Below are 18,979 nucleotides of genomic sequence, written 5' to 3' on the forward strand. Positions count from 1 at the left end.
TTTCGCTGCTTGGGGTCGCTGGCATGATGGAAGCAATGAGGGCGTATGCCTTTTTATTTGACCTGCAGCGCGTGTTTGGAGCGGGTGCCCTGCTGATCCGGTCAGTATCCCCAAAAAACCGGCACTGCTCCCTGATTACCCTAAAGCGCCGCACCATACGCATCGGCGGGTACCGTTCCACTGCCAAGGCCTGCTTCTAAGTTTTTACACAGCCTGGGCCAAAAGCGGACTTTTCGCCGAACGAGCACAGCCTTGCGAACCTCTATCGCGATTGAATTTATGCATTCGTTAATGAACGACACGGTGTGGGACTAGCTACGGCAGGCCATGTATAGATTGAATGAAACAGACCTTTCTTCATGCCTTCTCGTCGCCCGACCTGGTCAACTCGACCAAACACAAGCATGTGCTTGAAATCGAACACATCACGTGGGTCGCCTACGCGGTGTGGGCCTCCTGGGCCATCGAGCATAACTGTAAGTAATACCTGTTCTTTGGCGCTAATGACATCAAAATCGATGGCCAGACAGACGGCACCGGCGTGGCGGTCAGCAACTGCCCCGGAGGGCCGTTCAAGGATGCGCTGTGCAGCCCGCTGATCGACAAGATCGTCAATGTCGCCCAGTCGATCGACCAGATGGTGTACAAGAACGACAACGGCCAAATGTATATGTACTACGGCGGCTGGAAGCACGCCAACGTGATCAAGCTGGCGCCCGACCTGTTAAGTGTGGTGTCATTCCCGGACGGGATTACCTACAAGGAAATCACGCCCGACCCGGCCTATATGGAAGGCTCGTTCATGGCCAAGCACAGTGGCGTGTATTACTTCATGCGAAACCGATTTTTCAATATGACTTCAGGTTACCCGCCGGGCGTCGTGTGTTCATGTGTGCCTGCGCTGTCTCACGTACTGGGCCTTACTAAAACCTGCTTTCGCACTGCTGGCAGCACGCTCTGTTGGCAATTCGTCGTGCCATCGGGTGTGGCGCGATCGGGACGAACACGATATTGTGAAATCTTTATCATGAAGACCCAGCGTCTTTCATCAAGGAGAAAATATGGCCGAACACAATCAACAAAAACGCAATTCGTTACTTCAACTAGCCTCTTTGGGCGTGGCGGCGGGAGCTGGCATGATCTCGCCTTCCAGCTTCGCCGCGCCCGGGCCGAAAGCAGCGCTCACGGCAGCGCAAGCGCTTGAACTGCTCAAGGAAGGCAACGCCCGCTTCATCGCGGATCGCCCCGAGTCTGTTGTCCAGGGCAAGCAGCGTCGTCTCGATCTCGCCCGTAGCCAAACGCCGATCGCTGTGCTCGTCAGTTGCTCGGACTCGCGCGTTCCGCCTGAGTTGCTCTTCGGCCGGGGACTGGGCGAACTCTTCATCATTCGCAATGCTGGCAATACGGTTGATACCGTTGCCCTTGGCAGTATCGAATACGCCGTCACCCAGTTGAACGTGCCCCTCATTGTCGTGATGGGCCATGAACGATGCGGGGCAGTCGATGCCGCCGTCTCCGTGGTCGAGAAACAAACTGCATTTCCCGGCAGTATGGGGCGGATGGTGGAGCCGATCGTGCCGTCCGTACTTGAGGCACGTGCCGCGCTGGGAAGCAAGCATACCCATGACGAGTTACTCGACGCGTCGGTAAAGCGCAATATACAGCGGGTCGTAAAACGGCTGCGCGAATCGGAAGCTTTGCTGCTTGAACCATTGCGAGCAGGAAAACTGATGATTGTAGGCGCCCGTTATGATCTCGACGATGGCCGTGTGGAATTCCTCGAGGCCTGAGGGTGCATGGATGCGACGCATCCCGCTCATAGCGCATGAATGCAAGCGAGTGCAGGAGCGGCGCATGAACTAACCAGAGGTAAGCGATCACGCAGCGGCGTAAGTACGCGGTCCGCACAGGTCATGCAGGTCCGACCTTAGCGGATTGTCGGCAAACAGATCCTTCCAAAGCCGCGGCGTAAGCTGATGCACCAGTGATGCCGGATGCTGTCCAACGCGCTGCAGTACGTCCACGAAGTAATCGTACGGATTGATGTCGTGCAGCCGACATGTCGCCAGCAGGCTCTGCACAATTCCGACGTGTTTGGCGCCCAGCTCGGTCCAGCTGAACAGCCAGTTCTTTTTACCCATCGGAATGACCCGCAGAGCACGCTCGAGGTGGTTTGTGTCGATCGACACCTCCGGGTCATCCAGGTAGACCGACAGGCCCACCCGGCGCTCACGGATATACCCCAGCGCGCCAAGGAAGGGGCTGCTCGGCAGGAATCCCTGTTTGTCGAACTGCGCGTCGATCCAGGCAAAGAAACGTTCCAAGGCAGGTTTCGATTGTTCCTGTCGGCGCGCGAGCTTGGCCTGGCCCGTCAGCCCATCGTTGCGGATCTGCTGCTCGACCTTGTAAAGGGCGGCGATCGCGTGCAGTGCCTGGTCGGCTTGCGCCGGCTCGATATCCCTGGCATCAAAGATCTTGCGGCGTGCGTGTGCCCAGCACTGCGCGTGCGTGATCCCGGTCTTCTTCGCGTAATGCGCATAGGCGCTGTATCCGTCGCTCTGTAATACGGCGCCATTCGGCCGCTGCAGACCAAGCGCGGTCTCGACATGCTTCGCCGCCCTGCTGGGGTAGTACAGGAAGCAGATCTCATCCTGTTCGCCAACGACTGGCCAAAAGTACGCCGCCTTCATCTTGCCGGGGCCGGCTCGCCCTGCCTTGATCGGCGTTTCGTCCATCGCGACCACGCGCGAGCGCCGCACCGACTCCAGCTGGGCATTGAAGATCGGCTCGGCCAGTGCTACCGCGGCCGGCATCAACTTCGTGATCCATGCACGGCTGATATTGATGCCCGAATCCTGCAACTTGACGTGCTGGCGATACAAGGGCTGGTGGTAGGCGAACTTGTCAATGATCATGCCGGCGATGAAGCTGACGTCGGCGCGGCAACCGTCCAGTATACCCACCGGCGCCGGCGGGCACGACAGCGCTTGATCAGCGCGTAGCTTGATGACCGGGCGCACGTACTTGAGGATGACGTAGCTGCCGGGACGCTGGGCCAGGCGGTAGCTGACCTTTTCGCCGATCACCTCGAAGTCCGCCGGATCGAGTCCTTCTGCCTCGTCATTGGTGACGGCGATGACCTCAACCGGCACCTTCGACTCGTCAAAGAACAGGGCAGCGTCATCGTTGTCATCGATGAGATTCCTGTTTTTGTTCTTGGGTTCGCGCTCATGCGCCGCGATCGTGGTCTTTTTGGCGGGTACCTCCTCATCGGGCACAATATCGAATGCTTCACCCAGCGTGCCCTGGACGCCTTCCGGTTCAGGCATCCGACGCTCGCTTTTCTGGCCGAAGATCTGCCGCTGGAACCACGCCACCTGACGGCGCAGGCGGATGATTTCGCGCTCCTTCGCGTCGAGCAAAGCGCTCATCTCCGGCGCAGTCAATCCCACTGTCGGGCTGGCGATTTCAGAGGCGGGATATTGGTCGGAATGCATGTCGATATTATAAAGTTTTCGCAGGGCCAACAGGCTCATTCTGGCTGCCGTCGACAGGTTTTTTGTAGCGCTTGCGCACCTGCCTTGGCTCGATCCCTTCGAGCAGCAGTTTCAAGCCCGTCCAGTCCATTTCGCAGCTTGTGACATCGGCCCAGTTGCTGACGAGCCGACCTTGTTCCAGACGCTTGGCCCACACGCACAGGCCGCTGCGGTCGAAGTACAGGACGCGAATCTGGGTGGCGCGGCGGTTGATGAACGCGAACAGGTTTCCAGAAAGCGGATCCTGGTGCATGACGTGCTTGGCCAGCGCGTAGAGACCGTCGAAGGACAGACGCATGTTGACCGGCTGCCCGTACAGAAAGACGCGAACCTGCCCTTCAGGGAAGAACATCAGCGCCTCGTGATCGTCAGGACGATGCCACCGCCGAGATCGATCCGGACGTCGATCCCCGAAGACAGCGTCGATGCCGGGGGCGACGCAGACGAACGAGCTATTGCCGCGACGCCGCCCGTCTTGATGGCGCCGAGATCGATGAATGCCGCAGGCGGTGCAGGCTGGGCCGCATGAGCGTCCACAGCGGCCAGCTTGGAACGCCAGATATGGAAGCTGGCCGTTGACACTGCTTCGTCCCGGCAGAAGGCAGCAATGCTCTTGCCGCTTTGCGCATGCCGAAGCAAGCGGCTACGCCAGGCTGCTTCCTTTGAGGTGTGAAATTCCAGCTTGTCCATGCCACGCTCCGTGTTGTTGAACTCGGAAGGGAGTGTGCCGGCTTGATGAATCGAAAGATACAACGCCGCTCAGGAACCGGTTACCTTCATGCTGTCTGAAGGCGGCTAACTCGGCCCGATTGCCGTGTCGCCTACGCGATGGGTTCGTCGCCCTTCGGACCGTTCAGGCTCATCGGCACCATCCTGCAGCAGGTCACGACCATCGCCAATAGCGCGGGCCACCATTCGGTGATCAATATACCGCGCATCGACGACAGGTACATCGCCTACGATCTCAGTCCGCTGAGCGACAAGGATGGCCACCATCGCTAGGTGGCGATCGAGCACCTGTACTTCATTGTAGATAGCACCATCAAGTCAATGTTCCTGACGATTCAGGACGTGGCGCTAAGGACGATTCCGTCGGGAAGCTGGAATTCTTGGGCAGTAAGGGCAACCCCTACGCGGGTCTCGGATGCGGCCAGCATCATAGACAGGCGATACTGTGCTGAAATAGCTCTAATGGATGAACCACGACCATCTGCGCAATGCGCCGTTTTTTCAAGTAAGTGATATGACCAAGCAAGCATACAAGGCGAATCGCAATAATACGCCCAGGCGTCGCGCGCCGCAGGGCTCTTTCTTTTGTCGTCCCGCCATTTTCTGCCTACTTGCAGGTAACTGCTGCTCTCTCCTGCGAGATCGGGCCGGCCTTTTCTAGGCTCGAAGCATGTGTCTGGTCCCAGGTTTCCGGGCTGGCCACATTCTTCGAGCCACACCGCTCCCAATCACTGCGCCGTCTTGTCAGCAGGCCGGCATCGTCAGTTTCATACCGGTTGTTCCGGTACCCAGGAGTATTTCAATGAACAAGCAACGATCCAGCGTAACGCTCGATTGCGGCGTGCACGCCAAGCATTGTATCGAGCGCCGTGACAAGCGGCGGCTGGTCAAGGAGCTGCTGCGGCGGCGCCTGAAGACGCGTCGCTTATGGGCACGTTTCATGGCCACCAGCGCGGCGGCCGGCGCACTGGCCGCAGTGGCTTCGCTGGTGCAATACGGCGCGTACGCCTGACAACGCCATAGATCAGCCTCGTGTGCTTCAAGCCGTCCCGGCAACGGGACGGTCAACCAATATTCACAATCCGGGAGTCCGCTTGACAAACCTATCAAACCTCATCGTGTCGTCCTGCGATCTGCAACAGCTAGAAGCCCTGCTGGACGCCTTGCCCGGCGGGCCGGGCAAGACGGAACACGGCTTGATCGACGAACTAGAGCGCGCCGATATTCGCCCCTTGGCCGAGGTCCCGCCGGACGTGGTCAGGATGAACTCCAAGGTGCGATTTTCAATGGACGCTCCGCCGAGCCAATTGATAGTGACCCTGGCCTATCCCCAAGATGCGAACGGCGGGGACCGGATCTCGGTACTGGCGCCGGTTGGCAGCGCGCTGCTGGGCCTAGCCGTCGGGGCCACGATCACCTGGCCGCGTCCGGGGGGCGGCATTGTCAACATCCGCATCCTCGAGATCGTGGCGCAAGCTGAACCCGCAACCCCCACCAAACCCGTGAATCGCCTGCAGGCTGACACCCAGGCCTGACCGGGCCTAGCCGGCACCATGCTGGAGGTGCTGGCGTACCAGGTCGGCAACCGATGTCACCTGCAGCTTTTCTATCATTCTGCCTTTGTGTACTTCTACCGTCCGTACGCTGATGCCGAGGTCTTCCGCAATCTCGCGGTTGTGACGGCCGGCGAATACCAGCAGCATGACTTCGCGCTCGCGTGGGGTGAGCGTCGCCGCGCGCCGGCGATACTCGCGCTGGGCCTCGGACTGCTCCCGTTGGCCCGATTGGCGAGCGAGCGCCTCCTCGATTGCAGCGATCAGCTGTTCTTCCTGCAGCGGCTTCTCCAGGAAATCGACTGCCTGAGAGCGAAATGCTGCGCGCGCCGAATCGACATCGCCGTGTCCAGTAATGATCAGCACGGGTAGCTGGCACCCTCGTTCCAGTAACAGCTTTTGCAAGGTCAGGCCATCGATGCCGGGCATGCGAATGTCCATCAGGATGCAGCCCCGGTAGTGACTTGTCCAGGCGCCAAGGAATGTCGCGCCGTCGGCGAAAAAGGCGGTACGGTAGCCGTTCAGGCTCAGCAAAAGACCCAGTGCATCACGCACTGCCGCATCGTCGTCGATGATGTAAACGGTATTTTCGGTTGTCATGGTTGTTGTCTCGGGATTTCTTGGGCGGCGCGTGCCAGCAGCGTGAGCTTGAGCACGGCGTGTTTGCTCGGCTCGACCGTGAGAGTGCCGCCATGGGCTTCGACGATCGAGCGGCTGATCGCCAGTCCCAAGCCGAGCCCGCTCGACTTGAGCGAAACAAACGGCTCGAACAGACGCGCTCGGATACTGTCGGCAATACCCGGCCCGGTGTCGGCGATCCGGATCCAGATAGCTTCGCCGTCGACGCCAGCATCGACCGTGATGGTGCGGTCGGCCGCAGCGGACATCTCGGCAAGGGCCTGCACCGCATTGGCCAGCAGGTTGCGCAGCACGATGTCGAGCTGTACTCGGTCACCCAGCAGTTCGATATCGGGTAGATGGCTGATTCGCAGGCAGACATCATTCATCCGGGTCTGCTCATCGAAAGAGTTGACCGCGTCTCGGACCAGATCCGCCAGCACGATCGGTTCCAGCAGGGTGGAGCCGGTGCGAAAGAATTCTCGCAGCCGCTTGAGCACGTTCGACGCACGTTGCGACTCGGCCGCCATGGCCTGGATTGTCTTGTGCAGCAGCGGATTGCCGCCATCGCGTTGCACGAGGCGCTGGCATGCGCTTCCATAAGCCGACAAGGCAGTGAGCGGTTGATTCAGCTCATGCGCCACAGCCGCCGCCATCTCGCCCGCCGCAGCCAGTCGCAGTGACTGTTGCAGCTCGTCGCTGGCGCGGCGCGCCATATCGACGGCGATGCCGATCAGGAACCCAGACAACGTCAAGGTAAGTACCAGCATCTGGACGTTTGGGATCTGCTCGGCATAGACCAGTGGACGCAGTGCCGCCAGGGTCACGCCGACTTCGAGCACGATGGCGGCGCTGACCGCACCGGCCATGCCTTGGCGTGCAGCGGCCCAGGCCAGCGGCAGGATAAGCAGATAATAGGCAACTGACTCAGGGGCGAGGCGCTCCAGTGCAACGCCAAGCACCACGGCAATTAGCACCGTGTAGGCCAGGGTATCCCAATTGACGATCCGCGCTGTGAAGTCGCTACGCCGCTCGGGCGCCAGCAGGCACCAGGCGGCCGGCATGATCACAAGGATTCCGGCCGTCTCGGCAATCGTGTAGCGCGTCAGCAGCGCGATCCAGGCCGATTCCTGGCCCGCGCCAGCGGCCGGCACCATCTGCGCATACAGCACGGCGCTCAACAGGCTGCCCAGCGTAACTGCGGTGGCCCAGAGCAGCAGGCCGCGATGGCTAGCGAAGAATGCACCGCCGGGCAAATAGCGGCGCATGTATAGGCCGAGAGCCACGTACACCGGCAAGGGTAACAAGCCGACCGCCAGCGACCAGAGCGGGCGAGCCGGCACTGCGGGCGTGATTGCCGCGGCGAGCAGCGCCGCCGCGAGGAGCGGCACGATGGAGTCCTTACCATGCTTGAGCACGGCGTAAGCGGCCAGACCGGCCGCCGGATGCCATACAGGAGCAATTGTCTGGTAACGCGCTTCAGGGCCGCTCAGGATGTCCAGGCCAATATAGACAGCGATAAAAATACAGGCACGCCAGATGCTTGCCAGCGAGTCAGCGTTAAGCATATGCGGTGGGCGCAACAGGCACGAAAATCAGACGACGACGGCAAGGACGGAACATGCACTTTACTTCGTGAATGGCTGATCCAGCAGTATAGGGCTTTACCGACGTTCGGGCAGCTCCTTGCGCCGATGACTCGCCGTCCTCGTCGGCGCCGCGCGACAACACCGAAGCACCTGAGGGAAGCCCCTAGGTCGCTTGGCGAATAGGCAAGATGAAATGCGCTCGTCATACTGTTCTGTGGTCACGCGCAGTCGATGGCACTGCCGATCCTGGACCTGAGTGTCGCGCCGGCGTCGTGCCAAGGTCCTGCACGCCGGCGCTATGCGTATCACGTTGATAAGGAGCTTGCTATGTTGTATGGAATTCTGGTCGCGACGAAATCTAACGATGACGCGGCGCACGTGACGCAACGTGCGGCCATCCTGGCGGGCGGTTTGCGGGAGGCCACGCTGGATATCTTCTCGGTGGTGACACCGGCCGGCACGCGCCGCATCTTGTCCTGGATGCGCGGGTCCGAACATCACGCCGAGCGCACTGAGCAAGAGCGTACGATGCGGCGCCTGAGCTGCCAGTCAGAGTATCTACGCGAGCAGTACGGCATACGTTGCACTATCGCCTCCGGCGTCGGCGCGCTGGCGGCCCAGGTGGCGGCGCGGGTCAGGACAAGCGCAACCGACATAGTAGTGTTGGGGGGCCACGCCCCGCACTGGACAAAGTCGTCGACAGGCGACGGCGAAGCAGCCAGGATCGCGCGCATGTGCGGGCGTCCGGTGCTGTTGGTACGCAACGAGCCACGCTGCGCGTATACGCGGATCGCGGTTCCGAACGACTTTTCGGACGACGCCCTGCGTGTTACGGAAACCGTCATGCGTCTGCTGCCCGAAGCGCACATCACTTTCCTGCACAGTTATCGGGTAGCCGGACAGGGGGCGATGTCCCGGGCCGGTGTCGTCGACCGGACTATCGACAATGGCCGCCTGCGAGCACAGCGACAGGCACAGGCGGCGTTTTCCACTTTCCTCCAACGACTCGGCAGGCCGCTGACGAAATTTTCGCTAGTATTGACCGCGCAACCGGAAGCGCTTGCCACGCGCACCTATCTGCGCACGGTCAAGCCAGACCTCATCGCGCTGGCAGACGGCGCCGCTTCCCTGCTGCTGGGCTGGCTGAACGACTCGACGCCATGGACGGTGTTGAACGATACACGCTGTGACGTGCTGCTGCTGGCGCCGCGGCAGGCACACAGCGTCTCCACATCCTAAGTGACTCCCTTACGATCAGGGCCGAATAGTCAAGCACTGCCAGATGGCCGATACTGTGCATAGCGAAGCAGCAGCTTCCCGCGGCATTACAAGCGTCTGCGGTTTCAACACCGCCCAAACCAAGGAAACAGGATCGGCGTCATGAAGACGTCATCACCGCGACCGCCGTGCTGATGACGGCCGCTATCGGCGCGTTAATTGTGCTCACTCAAAGATTACCGCTGGATGTGCGAAGCCGAGCGCTTACGCATTGAGATCGAATGAACATTACTAAAAACTTCGTCAAGATGAAGCAGCCTTGCGTCAGTGGGATGCGATGGTTTTTACGCCACCAAGAACAAGGATCCGATTATCAGCCGCTGCTCGACGCGCTGGTCGAGCTCCACCGCTTCATGCTGAGTTACATAGCCGCGATGAACTTCCGCTTTGGGTCGGTTCCTGCCCTTCGTAATAGTCCGCGAATTTTCCGCCTTGTTGACCTGATATGCTCAGCTGAACAGCAGGGTTCGGCCAAGACCGGACATTTGGCCCATCGTCCAAACTGACATGGAAACAGGCAGCTTCTTCACCTATCGTCAGCACACGTCAGGGTTATGATTGCTCACGATAAATTATTTCCTAAAGGTATGCTTTCGCGACTCGACTTCGGTCTTAAACTATTCGGCGCCTTGATCATCTTTATTGTTGTCTGCCTCGCTACACTGCCCAGTGTTAGCAGCTATCAGGCGAACACGACCTTGCGTGCACTTCAAGAGGGAGCGGCAAAGGAGCGTGCATACAACTTGGTACTGAGCTTGTTGAAGGATGCTGAGACTGGTCAACGTGGCTTCCTGATCGGCAGTGACGAGAGCTTCTTGGAGCCATACAACATCGGCGTTACAAGCATTCCTGCTGCGCTTGAAAATTTGCAGCAGCTCGCCACTTCAGACCAGGAACGGGCCCTGACGACCCGCATTTCCAAATTAAGCCGAGCCAAAGTTCTGGAGATGGACCGCAGCATCCGCCTTAAAAGGGCTGGTGACAGCCAAGCGGCGGCCGACACGGTGGCTAGCCAGCGAGGCAAGCATCTGATGGACGAGTTGCGCACGCTGTTTGGTCGCCAGCTTCATGTGCTGGCCGAGCGTCGCAAAGTGCTGCGTGATGAACTATTTGCTACGCTGGGCTACAACTCGGCACTGGGTATTGGCGCCGCCATGGCTTGCCTTGTTGTGATCGTTGCAACGGTGCTCATCGTTATTAGGAGCTTGAACAAGCAGGCGGAAGCGGCTAACCAGTCGCAGTTACTAGCCGAGAGCAATGCGCTACTAGCGAAGCAATCTGCCGTGCGAGCAGATCGCCTATCGGTGGCAGCAGATATGTTGCACGCGCTGGACAGCGCCAAGGCGCCGTCCGAACTTGCCCACATGCTGCCGGTATTTCTTCGCAAACTACTACCGAACACGGCTGGAGCGGTATATCTCTACCGCAATTCGCGCGACGCGCTCGAATTGAATGCGTCGTGGAACTTGACCGATAAGGCGCCTTCTACCATCGCTCGTGATGACTGTTGGTGCCTGCGGCTGGGTAAAATTCATGTCGCTACGACGCAGCACGACCTTTTCTGTGATCACGGTGCGCCCTGGATAGGCAAGTATGCATCCCAGACGTGCGTCCCTATGATCTCTCAAGGCGATGTCGTGGGTGTTCTTATGGTCCTAGACGATCGGCTCGAAGAAAACCCGAGCGACAGCATGCACATCATCGCGCTGGCCGAGCAGCTTAGTCTGGCGATCAGCAACGTCTCGCTACGGGACACTCTGCGCCATCAATCAACTGTCGATCCGCTCACCGGCCTGTACAACCGGCGCTTCTTCGACGAATCGCTTAAGCGAGAGCTGGCGCGCGCCCAACGCAGCCAGAGCGCCTGTTCAGTTGTGATGATTGACCTGGACCATTTCAAGCGCGTCAATGACACCTACGGGCATGAAGGCGGCGATCTGGTACTAAAGGCCGCCAGTCACGCGATCCAGCAACGGGTGCGCGCAAGCGACGTAGTGTGCCGCTACGGCGGAGAAGAACTGGTACTGATGCTGCCCGATTGTAGTGCGGAGGAGGCAGAGAAGTGCGCTGAGGGGATCCGTTTGTCCCTTACTGGCATCGTAATCCAGCATGCAGGACAAACAATATCGGGCATTTCAGCATCGTTCGGTGTGGCACAGTGGCCCGGTCATGGCAACGGCGAACAGGCTCTACTGTCAGCTGCTGACCGTGCTCTGTACGCGGCAAAGAAAGGTGGGCGCAACAAAGTGATGGTCGCTGAAGTTGGCATGCCGGCACTAGAAGACACGTACTCCCAAAATGGGCGGGAGACCTCTTTAGGTGTGGACACAAGAGTATAGGAGTAGCTTCCGCTATACAGTGCTGTCAAGGTCCGCTTGGGGTCGATAAGCTGCCTGTCATGAAAACCCGACCTTACCAATTTGGCAAACTGCCCCAATGCGGCGAATCACCTAGTTCGGCCACCAATGCACGTTGAGCCAAATGACCCAGTGCGGCTTTGCGACGCGTCACCGCGAATTAGAGTCGCGAGAAAATTCCAGATGTTTACGCCGGATGAATCGCTCGACCTCTGCTAAGATTTGCTCAACAGTGGGTGACGAATTACCACCATGAAATCCTGAAGTTGTGTTTAACCAACCTTGGTATGAAGACAAGGTGGCGGTTCTGTCGCGTTGTTGATCAAACAGCGGAAATTCCCCAGCCAGCCTGCACCGTTCAAGCTGAACGGACCATTCCTGCCAGCATAGAAAATTGGTCGGCGAACGACATGGCCTCGGCGCCGTCAAATACGAACTGGCCCTTGCGGATCATGTGTATCAACTCGATGCCAGCAAGCACAGAGCCGGCTGCCCGGAATGATTTGAAGTTGAGCATCGGCTTGGTCACCCGCTTGATGGCGCCATGGTCCTGCTCGACAATGTTGTTGAGGTATTTAACCTGGCGCACAAGGATCGGCACGGTGCGGCCGGCGTTGATCGCATCTATGGCCGCCTTGTTGGCGCCGCTCTTGTCCATCGTGACTTTGTTTGGATCGCCGTTCGCTCCCATAGCCTTGTCAAAGAAGCGCTTCGCCGCGGCCATGTCGCGCTTCGCCGTCAGCAGGAAGTCGACGGTCTTGCCATGCTTGTCGACAGCGCGGTAGAGGTATTTCCAGACGCCCTTGACCTTGATGTAGGTCTCATCCATGCGCCAGCTGCCGCCGATCGGACGCTTGTGTTTCCGGGCCATCTTTTCGATGAGCGGCAGGAAACGAATGGCCCACCGGTTGATCGACGAATGGTCAACCGACACGCCGCGCTCTTCCGTGATCTCCTCGAGGTGCCGGTAGCTCAGTGGGTAGGCTGCATACCAGCGGATGCAGACCAGGATCACATCGATCGGAAAGCGCATACCTTTGAAGTTGAGCATGTCGATTCGTCCTAGAGTCGGCACCGCAGTTTACCTGACCGGCCCGCCTCGTTCGCTAATGCGACAGAACCTGCTCAAAAGCCCACGTGGGGTGAAGTGCAAGAATCGTGGCAGCAATTTTCGACAGCCCTGCGAAATCGTTTGCCTCATCGCTAAGTAGGAGTAAGCACTCATGGCTGATACCTATTTAAGCGCCCCCAGATCAGCATGTCCGCTTTGGGTCGGTACCGGCCTGTCGCGGGCACTTCTGGATTTCAACCTGGCCATCTGCTATGCGGGCATGAAGGGCCGGGTTCCGCCAAAAGCGGAAGTTCGGCATTGTGGAAATTCACGTATTTCTAAGATGCCGTACCTGCTAGGATGCAATTTTTCAATGTCCAAATGTCTATGAACCTCCTTGTTTGCAGCCGTCCGTTGAAGCAAAAATGCCACGACGCGCGCAGCAAAAATGCCACTACCCATACGCTGACCGCGAGGCCGCAGTCGCTAATTGGACTGACTGAAACCGACCTAGGCTGTGTAAAAACGTAGCGTCGTGTTAGCGGACGTCGCTCGGTAACGTTAAGTCAGTATCTCCATCAAGACGGATGCTAAATGAAGCGCTCACCCGCTGTCGCAAGCCCGGAAATTTCGCTTTAGTGTGGCTCGGTGCACTTGCTCGAGCTGTGACGCGCTCAGGAGGGATGCGTCACAGTTCGAATAGCCAGCTTCGCAGAAGCGATAGTTTTGGCTGAGTTTTGCATCCTGGGCACCCGCGTGTGCGGACACAAGAAGCAGCATTGAAAGCAAAAGGCGGAAGAGGTTCATTAGTCGGGGAGTGGGGAGAAGTTGCAATTAAGTGCAAGCGCAACATGATGTTGCTTAACACTATTACTTTGTTTGCACTTATGACAACTTTGGTTGGCCTGTAGCAGAATGTATGCATTTTTTCGGGGAGCCTACGATTTTTCTTGACCTTCCCCTTGTGGGAACCTGTATCGTTCGATTCAGGTCGTCTTGACGACATAGACGTCCGTGCTACACTCTCAACCAATGAATCGCACCCTGAAAACCTATCTGCTGTGGCTGCTGATTGCCGTGATGCCCTTCCAGGCATTTGCGGCAAATATGCTGCGCGCGTGCAGTTCTGGTCATCAGGGTATGACTATGGTCGCAGCCACCTTGATGGACCACGGTGACGCATCGGCAAGTTCACACGATGCCGTGATGGACCAGCAGTTAGGTGATGAGGAAGATTGCCCAGAAATGGCGTCCTCAGACGACCGAAATAACGATACGTCCAAATCGTTCAAGCACGGGTCATGCAGCGCTTGTGCTGCGTGCTTTGTTTGCGCCGTTGCACCGCCGCAATTGTTGACCTTCAAGCCTTCCTTCAATAGCGCTGAGGTCTATCTGACCTTCGGCTCTACTCTCGTTGCTGGTTTCATCCCAGACAGTCTCGAACGTCCCCCTCGACATCTCGCCGCTTAATCGTTTTCGGTAGCAACGACGCGCGTATTCGCTTGTATTCCGTCGTGTTTTTGTCGCGCACTACTGCTGCGCGTCTACTTTCGATTTTGGGACAACTATGTTCTCTAAAAGTTTTGCTGCCGCCAGTGCGGTAGCCCTGACCTCGTTCGCGTCCATCGCGGGCGAGTCACCAGCTTCTCTCAAAGCCGCCGACCCGGCTGCTCACGTTCCACAAACAACCTATACCTCAGTTTTTTCGACTTACAGGGTCGCTCAGGACACCACTGTCTCGCCCGACAAAGTGTGGAAAGAAGCTAACGCTACGGTTGCGAACGAGGGTATGCATGGCGGCGCTCACGCCGGTCACACGCCGGCAGCCCAAGATGCTAGCGGTCACGCTGGGCACGCGATGCCGACCCAAGGCGCAAATCCAGGCACCCCTTCTGGCCACGGAACACCAGCTGAACCAGCTGGTCAGGCGTCGCATGCAGGGCATCAGATGCCAGCTCAAGCTGTCGCTCGGGCGGCCCGTACTGGCCAACCTTCGCCGACGGCACACACAGGTCATCAAATGGCACCGGCTCCAAAGTCAGACCCGCACGCGGGTCATCAAATGGCGCCGGTGTCAAAGCCCGACCCACACGCAGGACATAAGATGGGCCAGGAAAAAAAACCGGCCACAATTTCTCGCCCGGTCCCTGCAAATGGTGCAGCGAGTGAAGCGGCACACGAACAGCATCAGCAACAAGCAAAAGAGGCGAAGAAATGAGGCCTATCGTTTTCACACCATTACTGAAGACTTCCAGTCTTTTACTGGCCGTATCGGTTCTAGCCGGATGCTCGACGCTGTCTAACGACGGCGCAGCGGGCGACGTCTCAAAGCTGACGCAGCCCCGTACCGGCTTCGGCGTGACGGGCGAAAGGAACGACAGTGACGCGCAGGCTAGCTCTGCCCAAGTCTCCAAGCTCCTGTCGGCACCTCTGACGCCTGACTCTGCGGTGCAGATTGCATTGCTCAACAACCGCGGCCTCCAGGCTTCGCTAGCAGAGCTTGGCGTGTCCGAAGCCGACTTTGTCCAAGCCGGCCGTATACGCAATCCGGGCTTTTCATTTAGCCGGATGCGTGCCGGTGACGAGGTTGAAATTGAACGTAGCGTGATGTTTGACCTGATTGGTCTGCTCACTATTCCACTGCGCAGCACTATTGAAAGTAGCCGGTTTGAACAAGCCAAGCTGACCGCAGCATCCGAAGCAGTCCGCTTGGCTAGCGAAACCCGTCGTTCGTACTTCAGCGCCGTCGCAGCTGCTCAGACAGAGAAATTCTTGAGTCAGGTTGTGACGTCAGCCGAGGCTGGAGCCCAGCTCGCGCAGGAGCAAGCCAAGGTTGGCAACTGGAGCAAACTGGACAGGGCACGTGAGCAGGCTTTCTACGCGGAGGCGACTACGCAGTATGCCCGCGCCCGCCACTCGGCTACGGCAGCGCGTGAGCAACTTGTCAGGTTACTAGGCCTCTGGGGTTCGAACGTCGACTTCAAGATACCCGACCGCCTGCCAGACCTCCCACAAAAGCCGAATGAGCCGGGAGCGCTCGAGGCTCTTGCGATGGAGCAGAGACTCGACATCCAAATTGCCAAGCGGGACGTTGACGCTACCGCTCGGTCGCTGGGTCTTACAAACGCCACAGGCTTCATTAACGTTTTGGACGCTGGATACGCCAACAAGAGCACTACCGGGGCGCCTCGTGAGAACGGCTACGAAATATCGCTGGAACTGCCTATCTTCGACTGGGGTGGGTCTCGACGTGCTCGTGCGAAGGCAACGTACATGCTCGCTGTCAATCGTACCGCCGATACGGCTGTTCGCGTGCGCTCAGAAGTGCGCGAAGCGTACTCGGCCTACCGAACTACGTATGACGTCGCCAAACACTATCGCGACGAGGTGGTCCCGCTAAGGAAGCAGATTTCGGAAGAGGTCCTCCTCCGGTACAACGGGATGCTTGCCAGCGTTTTCGAGCTGCTGGCCGACTCGCGCGACCAAATCACGAGCGTCAACGGCGCTATTGAAGCGCAACGCGATTTTTGGATTGCAGAGACCGAACTACAGACAGCAATAAACGGCAGCGGCGGAGCCGTTTCGAGCGCAACCATTGCAGCGTCGGGCTCTGCGCCAGCAGCTGAACATTAATTGGAGAATTGAGATGGTTTCACGTAGAGATTTGTTCACCGGTGCTGCGGCGCTAATTGGGGCGGGGGTAGTCAGCCGAGTGGGCGCAGCATCCCTCCCAGAAGCAGTAATCATGCAGAGCGCCGCGACCCAGGTTCCACCGCCGCCACCGAACGGCCGCCCTTACAACCCAGTCGTGACTCTTAACGGGTGGTCGCTCCCATGGCGCATGAACAACGGAGTCAAGGAGTTCCACCTGGTTGCTGAGCCGGTTGTGCGTGAATTTGCGCCTGGCATGAAAGCAAACCTTTGGGGGTATAACGGCGCATCACCAGGGCCGACCATCGAAGTGGTTGAAGGTGACCGTGTTCGTATTTTCGTGACTAACCGCCTGCCAGAGCACACCAGCATCCACTGGCATGGTCAACCACTACCGAATGGTATGGATGGTGTTACCGGTTTGACGCAAAAAGGCATCCAGCCCGGCAAGACGATGGTGTATGAGTTCGAGGCTAAGCGGCCCGGTACGTTCATGTATCACCCGCATGCCGACGAAATGGTGCAGATGGCCATGGGGATGATGGGCTTCTGGGTTACCCACCCGAAAAATCCCAACTTCATGAAAGTCGACCGCGATTACGTATTTCTGCTTGGTAGCTACGACATTGAGCCGGGAAGCTTCGTCCCAAAGACCTCGACCATGCTGGACTTCAATCTGTTCACGTTCAACAGTCGCGTCTTCCCAGGTATCGACACGATGGTAGCGCGCCAGGGCGAGCGTGTGCGTATTCGCTTCGGCAACTTGACGATGACCAATCACCCGATTCATCTACACGGGCACGAGTTTGAAGTTACCGGTACCGACGGAGGTTGGACCCGACCGGAATCGCGTTGGCCAGAAGTGACCGTTGATGTTGCCGTCGGCCAGATGCGTGCCATCGAGTTTGTCGCGGACAACCCAGGTGACTGGGCATTCCACTGCCATAAGTCCCACCACACCATGAACGCAATGGGTCACGACGTTCCCAACATGATTGGCGTCTCCCAGCGTGACGCTGCGAAGAAGATTAGTTCAATCATTCCAGACTATATGGCAATGGGCTCTACGGGCGGCTCGATGGGTGAAATGGAGATGCCGCTGCCAGAAAACACTCTTCCGATGATGGGCGGCCAAGGCCCCTTCGGCGGAGTGGAAATGGGAGGCATGTTCACCGTGATGAAGGTTCGTAAAGACCAAAAGCGAGGCGATTACAGCGACCCGGGTTGGTACAAGCACCCAGCCGGTGCCCTGGCCTACGAATGGAGTGGCGCTCCGCTTGAAGCGGTCAGGAGTACGTCGGCCGGTGGGCAGTCTATGCCTGCGCCGAAGCCAGCGCAGAACGTAGAGTTTAACGTCCGCAAACCGTCGGGCCACTCCGGGCACTGACCGTAATTAGGGTTGCTAAGTAAGGTAACCGAATCGGAAGTCGTCACTAGCGGTCAGAAAACGACAGCTAATCTAATTTGAAAGAAAAGATACCAAATGAAAATCGCAAAAATCGTCGCCCACATCGCAGCAGCTACGTTTGCGCTCATCACTGTTAATAGCGCTATGGCCCAATCGCATGACCACGGAAATCATGCAGAGACTGCCGTCGCTGGCCAGGAGACAGCTATGTCCGATGGCGAAATTAAGAAAGTAGACAAAGACACCGGTCGCCTCACTATCAAACATGGCCCGCTTGAAAACTTGGGCATGCCAGGCATGACGATGGTGTTTGGTGTGAAGGATGTGTCAGCTCTCGATGTACTCAAGGCAGGCGACAAAATCAAGTTTGTCGCCGAAAAGCTTGAGGGACGATACGTTGTCACGCAGTTGGCAGTTCAAGACTAAGTTAGAGCAGTAGAAGGCGTCGTCGTCCGAACTCAGCGTCGATGCCGGCAGCAATGAGATGTGATGAGTATGTTTGCAACCAACCAAGGAGTAAATATGAAAATCTCGAAAATCGCACTCGCTTCGTTCGCGTTCGTAGCTGTGTCCGCAAGTGCTATGCCACAGCATCAAAGTGGCTCGCACGGCGCCGCCGGGCACGACATGGCAAACATGCAGTCGATGCACAAGAGTTCACCGAACGCCGCAAAAGCGCCCTATGAACAGCAGTTCCTGGACACCATGACTATGCATCATCAGATGGCAATGCATATGGCCAGCTTGGTTGAAAGTCGCTCAGCCAACCAAGAACTTAAGGATATGGCCAAGAAGATGATGGCCGAGCAGGAAAAAGAGATTGCCCAGCTCAAAGGGTGGAAAGAACAGTGGTATGCCGGGAAGCCAGAAGCGATGAACATGAAAATGCCTGGGATGCCCGAGTCAATGAAAGGCATGAGCGGTGACAAGCTGATGTCAGCCAAGGGTGAGCAGTTTGACCGCATGTTTGTAGACATGATGAGCCAGCACCACAAAGGCGCCATCAAGATGGCGCAGACTGCAGCTCCAAAGCTCCAGCACGCCGAAGTTAAGGAGTTCGCGAACAAACTCGTCGAAATGCAGAAGAAGGAAGTGGCGCACATGGCCGAGATGAAAAAATCCTGGGCAACGCCGACGAAGTAAGTAGTTCGAGAGCAGTTAAGAGCACGACAAGTCTAGTAATCGAAAATCGGCTTGTCGGCTGTCCCC

Annotated in this window: 22 protein-coding genes; 16 read left to right on the forward strand and 6 right to left on the reverse strand. The window is 57.9% G+C overall.

What is annotated here, in order from left to right:
• The 4 genes from AC56LN_RS22855 to AC56LN_RS22870 form a co-directional block, all read left to right on the forward strand.
• A partial coding sequence (locus AC56LN_RS22855) for a hypothetical protein (protein WP_499574861.1) occupies positions 1-200 on the forward strand: 200 nt, incomplete at its 5' end.
• A 140-nt stretch (positions 201-340) separates the two neighbouring features.
• Positions 341-484 carry a hypothetical protein gene (locus AC56LN_RS22860; protein ID WP_499574862.1) on the forward strand — a complete coding sequence of 48 codons (144 nt, stop codon included), beginning with the start codon at positions 341-343 and terminating at the stop codon, positions 482-484.
• A 30-nt stretch (positions 485-514) separates the two neighbouring features.
• Entirely contained in the window at positions 515-1,204 is a 690-nt protein-coding gene (locus tag AC56LN_RS22865) for a family 43 glycosylhydrolase (RefSeq protein ID WP_499574891.1), read from the forward strand.
• The gene (locus tag AC56LN_RS22870) at positions 1,119-1,790 is read left to right on the forward strand and encodes a carbonic anhydrase (RefSeq protein WP_499574892.1); all 672 of its coding nucleotides are present in this window, start codon (positions 1,119-1,121) and stop codon (positions 1,788-1,790) included. The genes AC56LN_RS22865 and AC56LN_RS22870 overlap by 86 nt, the downstream gene beginning before the upstream one ends.
• Before the next feature lie 87 nt (positions 1,791-1,877).
• Here the strand turns inward: AC56LN_RS22870 and tnpC are convergent, their stop codons facing one another.
• Genes tnpC through tnpA form a run of 3 tightly spaced genes read right to left on the reverse strand, consistent with a single transcriptional unit; the run spans position 1,878 to position 4,226 of the window.
• Entirely contained in the window at positions 1,878-3,497 is a 1,620-nt protein-coding gene (gene tnpC / locus AC56LN_RS22875) for an IS66 family transposase (RefSeq protein ID WP_499574893.1), read from the reverse strand.
• A 7-nt stretch (positions 3,498-3,504) separates the two neighbouring features.
• Positions 3,505-3,888: an IS66 family insertion sequence element accessory protein TnpB gene (tnpB, locus tag AC56LN_RS22880; RefSeq protein ID WP_499574863.1), complete on the reverse strand. Its 384-nt coding sequence runs from the start codon at positions 3,886-3,888 to the stop codon at positions 3,505-3,507.
• Positions 3,888-4,226, reverse strand: a complete 339-nt coding sequence (gene tnpA, locus AC56LN_RS22885) for an IS66 family insertion sequence element accessory protein TnpA (protein WP_499574864.1) — start codon at positions 4,224-4,226, stop codon at positions 3,888-3,890. The genes tnpB and tnpA overlap by 1 nt, the downstream gene beginning before the upstream one ends.
• Before the next feature lie 138 nt (positions 4,227-4,364).
• Between tnpA and AC56LN_RS22890 the strand changes: the two genes are divergently transcribed.
• The 3 genes from AC56LN_RS22890 to rnk all read left to right on the forward strand — a co-directional run bounded on the left by AC56LN_RS22890 (position 4,365) and on the right by rnk (position 5,800).
• Positions 4,365-4,538: a hypothetical protein gene (locus AC56LN_RS22890; protein ID WP_499574865.1), complete on the forward strand. Its 174-nt coding sequence runs from the start codon at positions 4,365-4,367 to the stop codon at positions 4,536-4,538.
• A gap of 529 nt (positions 4,539-5,067) precedes the next feature.
• The gene (locus AC56LN_RS22895) at positions 5,068-5,277 is read left to right on the forward strand and encodes a hypothetical protein (RefSeq protein ID WP_499574866.1); all 210 of its coding nucleotides are present in this window, start codon (positions 5,068-5,070) and stop codon (positions 5,275-5,277) included.
• Between the two features lie 82 nt (positions 5,278-5,359).
• Positions 5,360-5,800 carry a nucleoside diphosphate kinase regulator gene (gene rnk, locus AC56LN_RS22900; RefSeq protein WP_499574867.1) on the forward strand — a complete coding sequence of 147 codons (441 nt, stop codon included), beginning with the start codon at positions 5,360-5,362 and terminating at the stop codon, positions 5,798-5,800.
• Between the two features lie 6 nt (positions 5,801-5,806).
• Here the strand turns inward: rnk and AC56LN_RS22905 are convergent, their stop codons facing one another.
• A complete protein-coding gene (locus AC56LN_RS22905) occupies positions 5,807-6,418 on the reverse strand; it encodes a response regulator transcription factor (protein ID WP_499574868.1) in 612 nt (203 codons plus the stop codon).
• The gene (locus tag AC56LN_RS22910; RefSeq protein ID WP_499574869.1) at positions 6,415-8,004 is read right to left on the reverse strand and encodes a sensor histidine kinase; all 1,590 of its coding nucleotides are present in this window, start codon (positions 8,002-8,004) and stop codon (positions 6,415-6,417) included. The genes AC56LN_RS22905 and AC56LN_RS22910 overlap by 4 nt, the downstream gene beginning before the upstream one ends.
• Positions 8,005-8,256: 252 nt before the next feature.
• Between AC56LN_RS22910 and AC56LN_RS22915 the strand changes: the two genes are divergently transcribed.
• From AC56LN_RS22915 to AC56LN_RS22925, 3 genes are all read left to right on the forward strand, one after another.
• Positions 8,257-9,264 (forward strand): universal stress protein, encoded by a 1,008-nt coding sequence (locus AC56LN_RS22915; protein WP_499574870.1) that lies wholly within the window; start codon positions 8,257-8,259, stop codon positions 9,262-9,264.
• Positions 9,265-9,524: 260 nt separating this feature from the next.
• Positions 9,525-9,809 (forward strand): hypothetical protein, encoded by a 285-nt coding sequence (locus AC56LN_RS22920; protein ID WP_499574871.1) that lies wholly within the window; start codon positions 9,525-9,527, stop codon positions 9,807-9,809.
• Between the two features lie 48 nt (positions 9,810-9,857).
• The gene (locus tag AC56LN_RS22925; protein WP_499574872.1) at positions 9,858-11,642 is read left to right on the forward strand and encodes a diguanylate cyclase; all 1,785 of its coding nucleotides are present in this window, start codon (positions 9,858-9,860) and stop codon (positions 11,640-11,642) included.
• Between the two features lie 376 nt (positions 11,643-12,018).
• Here AC56LN_RS22925 and AC56LN_RS22930 read toward each other — a convergent pair whose 3' ends face one another.
• The gene (locus AC56LN_RS22930) at positions 12,019-12,711 is read right to left on the reverse strand and encodes an IS6 family transposase (RefSeq protein ID WP_499574873.1); all 693 of its coding nucleotides are present in this window, start codon (positions 12,709-12,711) and stop codon (positions 12,019-12,021) included.
• Between the two features lie 1,032 nt (positions 12,712-13,743).
• On the opposite strand from AC56LN_RS22930, the gene AC56LN_RS22935 reads away from it, so the two are divergent.
• The 6 genes from AC56LN_RS22935 (at position 13,744) to AC56LN_RS22960 (ending at position 18,913) form a co-directional block, all read left to right on the forward strand.
• Positions 13,744-14,181 (forward strand): hypothetical protein, encoded by a 438-nt coding sequence (locus AC56LN_RS22935; protein WP_499574874.1) that lies wholly within the window; start codon positions 13,744-13,746, stop codon positions 14,179-14,181.
• Positions 14,182-14,504: 323 nt separating this feature from the next.
• Positions 14,505-15,014 (forward strand): hypothetical protein, encoded by a 510-nt coding sequence (locus AC56LN_RS22940; RefSeq protein WP_343829150.1) that lies wholly within the window; start codon positions 14,505-14,507, stop codon positions 15,012-15,014.
• Positions 14,926-16,344 (forward strand): TolC family protein, encoded by a 1,419-nt coding sequence (locus AC56LN_RS22945; RefSeq protein WP_499574875.1) that lies wholly within the window; start codon positions 14,926-14,928, stop codon positions 16,342-16,344. The genes AC56LN_RS22940 and AC56LN_RS22945 overlap by 89 nt, the downstream gene beginning before the upstream one ends.
• Positions 16,345-16,357: 13 nt before the next feature.
• Complete coding sequence (locus tag AC56LN_RS22950; protein WP_343828450.1) at positions 16,358-17,749, forward strand: multicopper oxidase family protein; 1,392 nt, start codon at positions 16,358-16,360, stop codon at positions 17,747-17,749.
• A gap of 96 nt (positions 17,750-17,845) precedes the next feature.
• A complete protein-coding gene (locus tag AC56LN_RS22955) occupies positions 17,846-18,196 on the forward strand; it encodes a copper-binding protein (RefSeq protein ID WP_307732431.1) in 351 nt (116 codons plus the stop codon).
• Between the two features lie 96 nt (positions 18,197-18,292).
• Positions 18,293-18,913: a DUF305 domain-containing protein gene (locus tag AC56LN_RS22960; RefSeq protein ID WP_499574876.1), complete on the forward strand. Its 621-nt coding sequence runs from the start codon at positions 18,293-18,295 to the stop codon at positions 18,911-18,913.
• The last annotated feature ends 66 nt before the right edge of the window (positions 18,914-18,979 follow it).

The organism is Telluria sp. ZT3P26 (genome assembly GCF_059686035.1).